The sequence below is a fragment of the Mobilitalea sibirica genome (assembly GCF_015999265.1).
Lineage (GTDB): Bacteria > Bacillota > Clostridia > Lachnospirales > Lachnospiraceae > Mobilitalea > Mobilitalea sibirica.
In genome coordinates, this window is sequence record NZ_JAEAGR010000017.1 from 53,417 (window position 1) to 66,596 (window position 13,180).

Annotated in this window: 9 protein-coding genes; 4 read left to right on the top strand and 5 right to left on the bottom strand. The window is 38.0% G+C overall.

Going from position 1 to position 13,180, the window contains the following annotated elements; translation table 11 throughout:
• Nucleotides 1–38: 38 nt before the first annotated feature.
• Nucleotides 39–1,079, bottom strand: a complete 1,041-nt coding sequence (locus tag I5677_RS14515) for a S66 family peptidase (protein ID WP_197662362.1) — start codon at nucleotides 1,077–1,079, stop codon at nucleotides 39–41.
• A gap of 325 nt (nucleotides 1,080–1,404) precedes the next feature.
• On the opposite strand from I5677_RS14515, the gene I5677_RS14520 reads away from it, so the two are divergent.
• The 4 genes from I5677_RS14520 to I5677_RS14535 all read left to right on the top strand — a co-directional run bounded on the left by I5677_RS14520 (nucleotide 1,405) and on the right by I5677_RS14535 (nucleotide 7,424).
• On the top strand, nucleotides 1,405–2,466 hold the full coding sequence (locus tag I5677_RS14520; RefSeq protein ID WP_197662363.1) for a metallophosphoesterase family protein: 1,062 nt from the start codon (nucleotides 1,405–1,407) through the stop codon (nucleotides 2,464–2,466).
• Between the two features lie 25 nt (nucleotides 2,467–2,491).
• On the top strand, nucleotides 2,492–4,597 hold the full coding sequence (locus tag I5677_RS14525; protein WP_197662364.1) for an ATP-binding protein: 2,106 nt from the start codon (nucleotides 2,492–2,494) through the stop codon (nucleotides 4,595–4,597).
• Nucleotides 4,598–4,660: 63 nt separating this feature from the next.
• Complete coding sequence (locus tag I5677_RS14530; RefSeq protein ID WP_243456614.1) at nucleotides 4,661–7,153, top strand: transglycosylase domain-containing protein; 2,493 nt, start codon at nucleotides 4,661–4,663, stop codon at nucleotides 7,151–7,153.
• 40 nt (nucleotides 7,154–7,193) lie between these two features.
• Nucleotides 7,194–7,424 (top strand): hypothetical protein, encoded by a 231-nt coding sequence (locus tag I5677_RS14535; protein WP_197662365.1) that lies wholly within the window; start codon nucleotides 7,194–7,196, stop codon nucleotides 7,422–7,424.
• Nucleotides 7,425–7,486: 62 nt separating this feature from the next.
• Here I5677_RS14535 and I5677_RS14540 read toward each other — a convergent pair whose 3' ends face one another.
• From I5677_RS14540 to murC, 4 genes are all read right to left on the bottom strand, one after another.
• Complete coding sequence (locus I5677_RS14540) at nucleotides 7,487–8,674, bottom strand: ribose-phosphate pyrophosphokinase (RefSeq protein WP_197662366.1); 1,188 nt, start codon at nucleotides 8,672–8,674, stop codon at nucleotides 7,487–7,489.
• 138 nt (nucleotides 8,675–8,812) lie between these two features.
• Nucleotides 8,813–9,808: an ATP-binding protein gene (locus tag I5677_RS14545; RefSeq protein ID WP_197662367.1), complete on the bottom strand. Its 996-nt coding sequence runs from the start codon at nucleotides 9,806–9,808 to the stop codon at nucleotides 8,813–8,815.
• Nucleotides 9,809–9,847: 39 nt separating this feature from the next.
• Nucleotides 9,848–10,933: a DnaD domain protein gene (locus I5677_RS14550; RefSeq protein ID WP_197662368.1), complete on the bottom strand. Its 1,086-nt coding sequence runs from the start codon at nucleotides 10,931–10,933 to the stop codon at nucleotides 9,848–9,850.
• A gap of 495 nt (nucleotides 10,934–11,428) precedes the next feature.
• A complete protein-coding gene (gene murC / locus I5677_RS14555; RefSeq protein WP_197662369.1) occupies nucleotides 11,429–12,829 on the bottom strand; it encodes a UDP-N-acetylmuramate--L-alanine ligase in 1,401 nt (466 codons plus the stop codon).
• Between the last annotated feature and the right edge of the window lie 351 nt (nucleotides 12,830–13,180).

Sequence of the window (13,180 nt, forward strand, 5' to 3'; positions counted from 1 at the left end):
TTGTTCTTGTATATCAATACTTCCGCTAGCATATTCTTTTAAATCACACCGGATTCAAGAATACTAAAGGTTTGATTATCACAGTCGATTTCAGCTAAAGCACCGAAGGGTAGACAGGTCATTGGCTCAATATGACCGAAGGTCATATTGTAGATAATAGGAAGATTTGTAAGTCCCAGTTCATCAATGATTACTTTTTTGATACTAGCTTTATATTCATCATAATATTTTTCCTGATAGGGCTTTCCCCATATAACAGCCTTTGCATTTTGTAGAATACCTAGGGTTCCATAATTTCTTAGCCAATAGATGATGAGGCTGGGATCCGGCATATCCTCTGATGTTTCAAAGAATAAAATGGCATCTTTAAAATAATTATCGGAAGGCCATAGGGTGGTACCCTTCATCATTTCCAGAACTTCAATACAACCACCGATTAAGTGGCCCTGTACTTTTCCGGTTCCCTGTAAGAATTCATAGCCTTGATTCTTTAATAGCTTTTTTGCCTTATTCATATTTTCTTCAAGCCAGGGCATACGTTCACCGGTCCACATGGTGGCAGCAGGGATTTCCCCGATCGGACTTGGATCGCATAAGACTTTTTGAATCCATGTACTAGTATATTCATAGACCTGAATATTTTCAGCAAACTCAGCCAAAATAGAGGCACCATAGAAGCTGGAAAGCCCGGCCTTCAGGCAGATAAAATGTGTGATCGTGCTGTCGGAATATCCTAAGAACACTTTAGGGTTTTTGCGAATAATTTCAAAATCGATAAAGGGTAGCATACGAACGCTGTCATCTCCGCCAATACAGGAAAAGATACCTTTGATGGAAGGGTCAGCAAAAGCATCAAGTAAATCCTGTGCTCTTTTTTCAGGATGACGATATAGATAGTCACTGCCTTTAAGAGTATTGGGCATTTCAACTATATGAAACCCATACAAATCCTGTAAGCGTTCTTTTCCTAATTGATAGCGCCATAAAAGTTCCGGATCTCCCGCGCCTCCCCAGGAGAGACTTACGGTGGCTATCTTATCTCCGGGTTTTAAGTGCTGTGGTTTGATTAATTTTGTCATGCTAAAATTACCCCCTTCATACGAATTAAGCTTTTGATGATTATACTGTTAAGTTAAGAGTGCGTCAAGTGTATTTACCAAATTGTTCTATGTAGAAGATAAAGTTAAAAATATGAAAGATTTTAAAGGATTTCTGTAGAACGTACAGGTAACTACATAAATTAAGCTATTTAACTAAGAGTCAAATCCATGTATAATACAGAATAAATGTTCGATTGACTTATTGCAGTTACAAGGATGCCTGTGATATAATAAGTAAAATATATACTTAAAAATTATTGTATATTACGCTGTTATAAATAATGAATTGTGTTAGGAGGTCTCTATGAAGTTTATACATATAGCAGATGTGCATCTTGGCGCGACACCGGATTCTGACATGCCTTGGGGTGCTGATCGGGAAAAGGAACTCTGGGACAGCTTATATAATGTGATAGAGTTATGCAATCAGAATAAGGTTGACCTTCTACTTATTGCAGGAGATTTGTTTCATAAACAGCCGAGATTGAGGGATCTTAAGGAGGTTAACTACCTGTTTAGCAAAATAGAAACCGCAGAGGTGGTTCTTATGGCCGGGAATCACGATTACATTGGACCCAGATCCTATTATCCGGGTTTTTTGTGGGACGCGCGGGTTCATATGTTTATAAAGGAAGAGATTGATGTGATAGAACTACCGAAACTTAATACGGAGATTTATGGGCTTAGCTACCATAACAGGGACATCACAGAACCGCTTTATGACTCTTTAAAAGTCGGGAAACAAGACAAAGTTCAGATACTTTTAGCCCACGGTGGTGATGAAAAGAATATTCCGATGAACCGTAAGAAGCTATCCGTATCCGGATTTGATTATATTGCATTGGGTCATATCCATAAACCAGAGATTGTTGGTGAAAAGATGGCATATGCGGGATCCTTAGAACCCCTGGATAAAAATGAGACTGGGGAAAGAGGTTATATTCTGGGTGAAATCACATTAGATCCTATCAAAAAGACAATGATCCGTTTTATCCCTGGTTCCCTACGACAATATAAGAGATTAGACCTTATGATAGATAAGAATACTACCAACGGTTCTTTGGTAGACAAGACCAAACTGTTGATTCAAAAGCAGGGTAGTCAACATATATATCAATTTACGATTAGGGGCTTTCGGGAGGAAGATATCCACTTTGATAAACAGGCCTTATTATCCTTAGGGAATGTACTGGAAGTTACGGATGAAACGGTACCGGATTATGATTTCGATCAACTCTATCAGGAAAACGAGGATAATATGATTGGCTTATTCATTCGAAGAATTAGGGAAAATGTAGAGCAGGATGAAGTTGCGAAAAAGGCGTTATATTATGGGCTGGAAGCACTTCTTAATGCCAGGGAATAGTGGATAAGGAAAGGGATTGGTGTATTTGCAATTAAAAAAGCTTAAACTTAGTCATTTTGGAAAGTTTCAGGGAAAAGAGATAGACCTAAAGCCCGGGATTAATTTAATCTATGGAGATAATGAAGCCGGAAAATCTACGATACATGCATTTATTAAGGGAATGCTCTTTGGGATTGATCGTATGCGGGGTAGAGGGGCAGCTTCAAAGGAGGATACCTATACCAGATATCTGCCCTGGGATTATCCCGGAGCTTATGCAGGCACTATGGACATCCAAATCGGAGAGAGAGAATACCGACTGCAACGGAGTTTTCATGCAAACGATAAATACTTCACTGTTCTGGATTTAACAACAGGTAGGGAGATAAAACTGAAGGAAGGACTGATTAGTGAGATAGTACCGGGCCTGACCGAAACAGCTTTTAAAAACACGGTTAGCATCGAGCAGCTAAAAGCGCAAACCGATGCTGGTTTGGCAGAAGAGGTTCGCAATTATATTGCTAATTTATCTATGGCAAAAGCGAAGGAAGTGAATGTTACACAAGCTATCAGCACCTTATCTGAGAAGAAGAAATCTTTGGAAAATGCGATTAGTAAGGATACGTCTTTCAAGAAGAGCATAGAAACAGAGATTGAAGAAGGACTTATGAAGGAAGAGAGGATGGATACTCTTACTCTACAGTTAAAAGAACTGTTGGGTAAGGAACAGGAACTAAAGAAGATAATTGACCAAGCGGATACTGAGAAGGATCGGGAGGAAAGAATGCGTATAGATCAGCTTCCTGCCATCTTGGAGAAGTACCATATCTATCAGGAAATGACATTAAGTAGCTTACATTTGGATAAACAAATAAGCGAGTTAACGGAGGTAATCAACCTTTGGAAGAAGACGGGACAAGCCTCTCAAGAGCTACAGGAAGATATTCTGGAATCCGGTAGGCTTAAGGCTGCTATTCCTGAGTATGAGCTAAATCTAACGAGACTTTATAATGAGAGGAAAGCCGCTTTACAGGCAGCAGCTCTACGAAGCTATGGGATTGGCATTAGTCTGGCGTTCGTAATGATTTTATTATCCTTTTTGGCGGCAGAGACTGTGAGTAGCCGAATATTTATGTCAATCGGTTCTGTCTGTACCGTAGGATTATTCGTCTCTCTGTTACATAAAAAGAGCAAGGAAAAAAGCAATCAAAAGGATAGTAATATCGAGTCTTTGTCCGTACAGCTATCCCAGGCAAAAGATAGATTGAGTGAAATTTTATATAAAAACAAAGTAACCACACCGGAGGAGCTTACCCTAAAGCAGGCAGAAAATTTGCAAAATACGTTAGCCTTAACTCATAAAGAGGAACAGTTAAAGGAACTATACTACCGGAAAAATGAATTGGATGACAACAGAGATCTATTGCACGATGCCATTATGAAGTATATCCAGTTTTTTATCAGGGAGGAAGAGCTTTCAAACGATGCCATAAGGAGACTGCAGGATGAAATACATCATAGAAAGCTGGAACAATCATCTAAACATTCAGAGGCCAGTAAACAATATGATGACTGTAAGCTTCAAATCGAAAAGTTAAAATGGGAACTGACAGCCTTAGAAGACAACGAAGCGAAGCTCTTAAAGAATAAGGCTGTTCTTAATACTCTGGAGCGAAAACAAAGAGAGAATAACACAGAGCTTTGTGCTGTTAAGCTGGCTCTTGCAACGATACAGGAGCTATCAACGGACATTCATGACAGCTTTGGAATACAGCTTAATAAAGCAGTTTCTGACATCATTGGTGATATAACGAATGAAAAATATACGGATCTTAAAATAGACGAGAAGCTGGAAGTAAAAGCAGGCTGGAACGGAAATTATATTATATTAGATAGGCTTAGTGCCGGAACAATGGATCAGATTTACTTTGCCCTTCGAATTGCAGTGGCAGATCTGTTGCTTGGAAAGAATGAGATGCCTCTTATACTGGATGACAGCTTTGCTCTTTATGATGACAACCGCGTAAAATACGCCTTAATGCAGATTGCAGACCGAAAACAGATATTACTATTCAGCTGCCATAACAGGGAGAAAGTACTATTGGAGGAATTAAAGCTTCCATATCATTATGTTGATTTGTCCTGCCGATAAAGATTATGAACAACTGAAAACTAAGGTTTTTTTACAGATATATAGATTAAGCGGAGGCTTCGTATGCCAAAAAGTACACGTAATAATCAAGGGAAAGCGAACAGTAAAAAAGCGGGCCCTCAAAAAGCAAAGCAAATGAAAACAAAACCCCAAAAAGCGAAACAAAAGAAACCAGTGCATAAAAAGAAGAAAAAATCGCCGGGACAAGTAATTAAGCTTACTCTTCAATTGGCACTACTTCTTTTTTTACTTGTTATTGCAGCAGGGATGTTTTACTTTTATAAAACCTATGGTAAGACTTTGTTTCAAATTCAGGCAGAAGCAAAAGATGTGGTTTCAACCTCTACAAAGGATGACTTCCGATCCTCCCTGACTAGTTTGGTATATGATACGGAAGGAGAGCTGATTGCCAGCTTAAAGGCAGATAAGGATGTATATTATATTGAGTATAAGGACATTCCAGCTAACGCCATCAATGCTATGGTAGTAACGGAAGATAAGAAGTTTATGGAGCATGATGGCATAGATTATCTGGCTAATATAAGGGCAGCAATCGCCCTCATAAAAAATAAGGGTGAGATAAAGCAAGGAGCCAGTACCATAACCCAGCAGCTTGCCAGAAACATATTCCTTACCCATGAAGTTACCTATGAACGTAAAATAGAGGAGATTTTCATAGCCCAGGAGTTGGAAAAGAAGTATTCTAAGCAGGAGATTCTAGAGTTTTATTTTAATAATATCTATTTTGCCAACGGACACTATGGTATACAGGCCGCTGCCTATGGATACTTTGGAAAAAGCGTTACCCGGCTTAGTCTATCGCAGACCGCATTTCTGTGTGCCATTCCAAACAGTCCAAACCGTTATAATCCCATTACAAATATGGAAAACACTCTGGAGCGTAGAGATAGAATACTGAATCAAATGCTTGAGGATGATAAGATAAATCTACTGGAATACCGTAAAGCCATAAATGAAGACATTGAGTTACAGCCCTCCAAAAAGAATAAGGAAAATTATGTGGAAACCTATGTTAGCTATAGTGCCATAAGAGCACTCATGGAGAATCAGGGCTTTGAATTCAGGGTAAGTTTTTCATCAGAGAAAGAAAAAGAGGTTTATGAGGATGAATATAACAAACTATACTATAGTTTGCAAAAGGAACTATATCGTAACGGGTATCGCATCTATACCTCAATCGACCTAAAAAAGCAAAAACTACTGCAAGCATCGCTAGATCAAACCCTTCAGGATTTTACTGAAATGAATGGGGAAGGGGTATTTGAACTTCAAGGAGCTGCGGTAAGTATTGACAACGATACCGGAAGGGTAATAGCAATCGTCGGTGGCCGTAGTCAGGAGTTTCCGGGATATACGTTAAATAGAGCGTATCAAAGTTATCGACAGCCGGGGAGTTCCATTAAACCTTTGATTGTCTATACACCGGCACTTGAAAGAGATTACACACCGGACAGTGTGGTGAGGGATGAGCGGTTTGAGGGTGGACCACGAAATTCCGGGGGAAGTTATGCCGGTGAGATGAAGCTATCGAGGGCAATTGAGCTATCTAAGAACACGATTGCATGGAGGTTATTTGAAGAGTTGACACCAGAAGTCGGATTATCCTATCTCTTAGATATGAATTTTGCAAAAATAGATAAAAATGATTATTATCCTGCAGCCTCCTTAGGGGGGTTTACCGTAGGTGTAAGTCCCTTAGAGATGGCTTCCGCTTATGCAGCCATAGAAAATGACGGCTATTATAGACATCCTACCTGTATTGTGAAAATCATGGATTCAGAGGGCAATGAAATCGTAGGAGAGAAAATCCCTACCAAACAGGTTTATGAAACTAACGCAGCAAGGATTATGACCGAAGCACTTATTGGAGTAATAAAGAACGGAACCGGTAAGGGCCTTGGTCTTACCCATACTATCAGCGCCGGTAAGACGGGAACCACGGATGATAAAAAGGACGGTTGGTTCGTCGGATACACCCCCTATTACACCACCAGTGTCTGGGTTGGATATGATATTCCTAAAACTTTAGAGGACTTAAAAGGGTCCTCCTATCCTGGTACCATCTGGCGAAGTTATATGGAGCAGATACATAATTCGTCTATGACCGATACATTTGAAACATATGATTGGAGAGCAGTTATAAAAGAGGAGCAAGAGAAAGAAGACGAACAAGCTGAGCGTGAACAGGAGCGAGAAGTAACGAATGAAATGGAACAAGAGATCGAGCAAGAGGCGGAACGAGAAATAGGGCAAGAGGATGAGCAAGGGGTGGAAAGAGAAATAGGGCAAGAGGATGAACAAGGGGCGAAACAAGAGATCGAGCAAGAGGTGGAACAGGAAATAGAGCAAGAGGATGGGCAAGGAGTGGAACAGGAAATAGGACATGAAGCTGAACAAGAACAAGAAACAGAGAACGAAATAAGGCAAGAGGAAACGGCTGGTAGTGACATATCAGACACTTCCGATACAGAGGATATGGAAGAGGAATTATTGATGCAGGAGATTGAGCTACAAGAAGAAAGTGAAACAGATTAAGAAGCAGAAATAGATAGTCAAAGCGAAGAAGAGATATGTGATGAAAAGTATATTAAAAAAGTTTAAATCAAGGGTTATAAGTCAAAGAGGATATTACTTTAAATACAGCAGAAAGAGAATGTCCATCAATTGCAAATCGAATAAGAAAAGAAGTGTTTATAAGGATAGGTTAGCTCTGGATGATAACTGGAAGTCAGAAGATAAAAGAAACAATGGTTTGACTTTTCAATGTGTGCTGATAAATTCATTGTATAAGAATAAAAATACATAATAGTAATTAAAACAGCTGTCTTACGAATAATATCGAAAGACAGCTGCCTTATATTATAAAAATTATTGCATATTATGTGTTCCTTGTCCATATTTATCTAAGATATTATGAATGCGGGCGATCGGATTAAGAAGACCGCTGATACTGTTATCATGATTCATGGTATCGATGATTAATGCAATATATTTACTCATATCTACATTGATATAATATGGTTTGGTTAAGAGTTCAGGTGTCTGATAGATAAGATTTGTCGTAAGAACACGGTATAACAAGCCGTTTTCATATGCTTCATCAAATTTTTCAAAACCATTTGTAAATAAACCAAAGGTTGACGCAACAAAGATGCGATTTGCTTTTCTTCTCTTTAATTCGGTAGCCACATCAAGGATGCTTTCACCGGAGGAAATCATATCATCTATAATTAAGATATCTTTACCCTCAACATCGGTACCTAAAAACTCATGAGCTACAATCGGATTGCGTCCATTGACAATCTTGGTATAATCTCTTCTTTTATAGAACATGCCCATGTCAAGGCCCATAACATTGGCATAATAAACTGCTCTTGACATACCACCCTCATCCGGGCTAATAATCATCATATGATCTGCATCCAGCTTAATATCCGGTACATGATTAAGCAATGCTTTGATAAACTGATAGGTTGGTGCCACTGTCTCAAGACTTCTTAGAGGGATTGCATTTTGAACTCTCGGATCATGTGCATCAAAGGTAATGATACTGTCTACACCCATATGAGTTAATTCCTGTAATGCTAAAGCGCAGTCAAGGGATTCCCTGGAGGTACGTCTGTGCTGCCTGCCTTCATAAAGATAGGGCATGATGACGGTAATTCTTCTTGCTTTACCACCAACTGCCGCTATAATTCGTTTTAAATCCTGATAATGATCGTCCGGTGACATATGGTTCGTATGTCCGCAAACGGTATAAGACAAACTATAATTTGTTACATCAACAAGCAGATACAAATCGGATCCACGGACGGATTCCTTAATCATTCCCTTTGCTTCGCCGGTTCCAAACCTCGGACAGCAGGCGTTTAGTAAATAGGAGTCTCTTTGATAACCGGTGAATGCGATTGTGGCTTTGTGCTCGCTTTCTCTCTCATTACGCCATTCTACAAGATACTCATTTACTTTCTTTCCCAGGTCGCTGCTGCTTTCTAAAGCGATGATGCCCAAGGGTCCCACAGGAATGGTTTCTACGATCTTTTCATGCTTTGACATTACATTTTCCCTCCATATAATTAGTAATTCGTATCAAAATCCACTAAAGTTATACCATTATAAAAACAGTAAGTCAAGTGGATTTCGTATGTATCTGTAAGTATCTTGCATAGGAATAGGATATCCTATTGCTTTATTTTAATTACCGACAGCCTTTTGTAAACGGATGTCTTCCCCGATAATTCGACGAATGGAGTAATTACTGATAATTCTTGAATATACCCGTTCGCCATAATAAGCGTTCATATTATCGTGTGATAAATTTGTTGAAATAATCGTAGACTTTTGCTTTAGGAGACGTTCGTTGATTATAAGATACAATTGAGATGCTGTAAAGGAATTATTCATCTCGGTCCCTAAATCATCGATAATTAACAGGTCGCAGTCTAAAATATATTCAAACTGATTGGAAGCTATATAAGAGGTTTCCTCATCTTTACCAAACTTATTCTTCTCTAGAATATCAAATAATCGGAAGGCTGTAAGATAAATTACGGTAAACCCACGGTCTAAAAGATCTTTTGCAATACAATTAGCAAGAAAAGTTTTGCCGACACCGGTATTACCGAGGAATAAAAGGTTTTCAGGTTTCTTACCAAAATGTCTGATAAAAGATTTGCACCCGGCTACGATCTTTTGCATATTGGATAAAGGGGATAATCCGGTAGCTTCATCAATAAAATCATCGGAATAATATTTAAATGAGAAGGTATTAAAATTCTCATATTCCAAAACAGATTTAATATTAGACCCCGCATAGATTAAATCTGCAATTGCCTGTTTAAAGCAGCTGCATTTTTCATTACCGATAAAACCGGTATCTTTACATTTACTGCATTGATACTTTAATTCTAGATAGTCAGAGGGGTAGCCGTTAGAGATTAAAAGTTCCATTTGGCGGGCTTTGATATCGAAGGTTTTCGCCTTCAGTTCCATCAGACTTGCCGTATCTCCTCTAAGGGCCAATCGGCCACTTTCGGCGGATAGGGTTATCATCTCATACGCCAATTGTTTTAGTTCCGGAATCGCTTCATATACTTGTTTTAGACGGCGATCCAGATCATGCTTGTTCTGAAATTGTCGATTGTCATATTCTCGTAAAATCTGATTGTATTTATCATTTTTTAGAGCCATATTATAATCTCCATTCCGCCGTCATTCGACGGCTATTTCTTATAGACCTTTATTCAGAAGCTTTCTTTCCAATTCTGCATAATCTTTTGCTGTATAGGTTCTTTGCGGATACTGATTGAACTTATTGGAGGAAGGTTTCGTAATCGGTGTGACTTTACCCGGTTCGGGTATTTTATTACTTTTACTAAACTCCTCATCTAATTTAAGGATATCCTCCATATTCTTAGCACCTTTTTTAAACCAAGTCTCCAGGATCTTATCCGCATATTTAAAGTCAGGTTTTCCGGTTCTTAAAATGGTTCGATTACAGGCTTCCGTAAGAATTTCATCAGAAAAGCCAAATACCTCTACCCATTTTGTAATATATTGCCGTTCAATCTGTCCGGGCGACCTATTTAAGCCAAAGGCTTTATTAACCGCATGATAATGGTCATTATAGGTGGCAGTCGCTTCCCTTGCTTTTTCCTCTGAGTCAATGCCTTCTTCAGCCCAAGTAAGTGCAACTGCCTCAATGTAAGAAATATTCTTTTTGTTCTTTGAGACACAATACTCAAATAGATACATAATAAGCTCTGCAGAGAATTTAAGTTCTTCATACAGGTATAAAATCAACTGCATGTCCATAGGCTTTAATGGACGGTCCAGATAGATTTCAATGATATGCATCGCCCATTTTATTTCATCATTTTCATTCAGCTGTGCGATTTTTTCTGTGGAATAAGTTTGCCTAGGATTGGGTTTCTTTGGCATATGTAGTGTGACTGCAATTTCTTCCTCCGAGTCGGGAACTGTTTCCATATCGGTATCGACGGTAGGATTTTGCGAAGTATTCAAATCAATCAAATGAATGGATATAATTTCATGATGTTCATTTCTTGTTAATTGTAGTAGATTTAACTTTTCCCAGTAGTTTAAGGAACGGATGATATCTTTTTCGGTGTTTTCAAGATGATCAGCAATTGAGGAGATTGTAATCTCCGGGCGATTACTGTTAAAGCATCGTAACAGGTACAGATAAACTTTCACATAGGCACCGTTCGCAGACGGCATATATTGGTCAATAAAGGTATTTGGGACAATAGTAATGTCGGAAATACCTTCAGCATGTAATGATATTTTATTCATATTCTCACCCATCCCCTTTCTAGTTATTCTTTATGGTATATTAATCTGTTAGAAATATGACATAACATCATGCAAGCACGAACTGATATCGTAATTCTACTGGATTAATCCAAACGCAGATTAGTGTTCATACGAATTCTAATGGAGTTATCTTTTAGGGATCATCGAATAAACTTAGAGCATGCTATGTTCAATCAGCTCAAGAGGTTTCATAAATGGTCCGCCTATCCGTGGAGTAGTATAACACAGATAAAAACATTTGAAAATAGCTTATTTTATGGGATTCCTTGGCTTTATACAAATGTGGATAATGTGGATAATGTGGATGATTATACGGTCAAAACATGTAAAAATCTGTAAATTATGATAGAAGTATAGAGAAAATATGAATTATTTGGTGAAAAAGTCTATATTTGTAGAAAAGATTTAGTAGAAAAAAGTATCCACAGCATTATTCACACAAAATGTTGATAATACTGTGGATATTGTGGATAATCACTGTCCCAACAAGGATTCTCCAATACTTCCGATATCTCCGGCACCCATAGTTATCAACAGGTCACCGTTCATACAATTTTGTAATAAAAAATTTTCAATTTCATCAAAAGAGGGAGAATAGTATACTTCTTTTCCCATTAACTCCAATTCTTTAACTAAATCTTTCGATGATATGTCCCCGGGATCTTTTTCCCTTGAGGCATAGATATCTGTAAGAACAATTTTGTCTGCCAAGGATAAAGCCTTAGCAAAGTCTTTTAAAAGATGCTTCGTCCTACTATAGGTATGAGGTTGGAACACACACCAGACGGTACCTTTAGAATATGCCCTGGCAGAAGTTAAGGTTGCCGTTACTTCTGTCGGATGATGGGCATAATCATCTATAATATCGACACCGCCGATGTTTCCTTTATAATCAAAACGACGTTTGGAATTTTTGAATTTAAGAAGAGCAGCTTTCACTTTATCAATAGGGATTCCCGTCTGCAGAGCAACACCAATGGTTGGAAGAGAATTCGATATATTATGTAGACCTAAGGTGTTTAACACAATACGGTCAACATACTCTCCTTTATAATATAAATCAAAGCTTCCGGTACCTAAATGAAATTCTATGTTATCAGCAGCATAATCGAAGGCCATATCTTTGCTGCGGTGGTTAGGATCGGCGATACCATAGGTGAAAACTTCACAGGCAAGATCCTTAGTGATTTCCTCATAGCGGTCAATTTCTCCGTTTATGAATAATTGACCTTCCTTTGGGATACGTTTTGCAAACAAATGAAAGGAATTGCGGATATCCTCTAAATCCTTAAAGAAATCCAGATGATCTGCATCAATATTTAATATAATGCTGCGTTTGGGATAGAATTCTAAGAAGGTATTGGTATATTCACATGCTTCGATGATAAAATGCTCCGAATTTCCTGTACGGGTATTTCCCCCGATGCATTCAAGAATACCTCCAACGGATATGGTTGGATCCATGTCACCTTCCATGAAAATGATTGAAAGCATGGAGGTAGTCGTTGTCTTCCCATGAGTTCCGGATACGGTTACAGCATTATCAAAATTAAGCATCAGCTGTCCAATCATTTCAGCCCGGCTCAGAGCAGGAATGCCCCGTTTTTGTACTTCAATATATTCCTCATTGTCCTTCATGATTGCGGCGGTATATACAACCACATCAATATCGGACGTTATATTGGCAGCGCGATTCCCATAATACACTTTAATTCCCAAGTCACTTAGATGATCTGTTATTTTGCTCTCAGTACTGTCAGAACCGCTGACGATAAAATCTTTGTTATGTAAATATTCTGCGAAACCACTCATGCTTATACCGCCGATGCCAATAAAATGAATTCGGCAAGGCTTATTTAATTCTATTTTGTACATAGTACACATCCTATTCTTATTAGTTTATAATTTATGACATTTTATATCTGCTATTATAACCCTTTTCATATAAATTACAATAGAGAAACCTTTTTTATATATAGCAAAATGTTGTTAAAATTATTACTCCTATTCAGATTACTCACTAAATTAATTTAAATTAAATGTGAGAAGGATTTATGAAAGGAATAGATACGGTTTTGTATTATTATACCAATAATAACCATAATTTATAAGTAATATATTCAAATAAAAGGATTAGAATGCAAGTATAATACTAAAAAATAGCTAAAAAGTTGTTATAGATAAGGCAAAAAACTGTAAACAATAAAAAAACGTCAAAAAAGATGT

Coding starts and splice junctions, on each gene's coding strand:
- I5677_RS14535 (WP_197662365.1), top strand. CDS start 7,194: ATGAAAAGTATATTAAAAAAGTTTAAATCAAGGGTTATAAGTCAAAGA.
- I5677_RS14515 (WP_197662362.1), bottom strand. CDS start 1,079: ATGACAAAATTAATCAAACCACAGCACTTAAAACCCGGAGATAAGATA.
- I5677_RS14530 (WP_243456614.1), top strand. CDS start 4,661: ATGCCAAAAAGTACACGTAATAATCAAGGGAAAGCGAACAGTAAAAAA.
- I5677_RS14550 (WP_197662368.1), bottom strand. CDS start 10,933: ATGAATAAAATATCATTACATGCTGAAGGTATTTCCGACATTACTATT.
- I5677_RS14540 (WP_197662366.1), bottom strand. CDS start 8,674: ATGTCAAAGCATGAAAAGATCGTAGAAACCATTCCTGTGGGACCCTTG.
- I5677_RS14545 (WP_197662367.1), bottom strand. CDS start 9,808: ATGGCTCTAAAAAATGATAAATACAATCAGATTTTACGAGAATATGAC.
- I5677_RS14520 (WP_197662363.1), top strand. CDS start 1,405: ATGAAGTTTATACATATAGCAGATGTGCATCTTGGCGCGACACCGGAT.
- murC (WP_197662369.1), bottom strand. CDS start 12,829: ATGTACAAAATAGAATTAAATAAGCCTTGCCGAATTCATTTTATTGGC.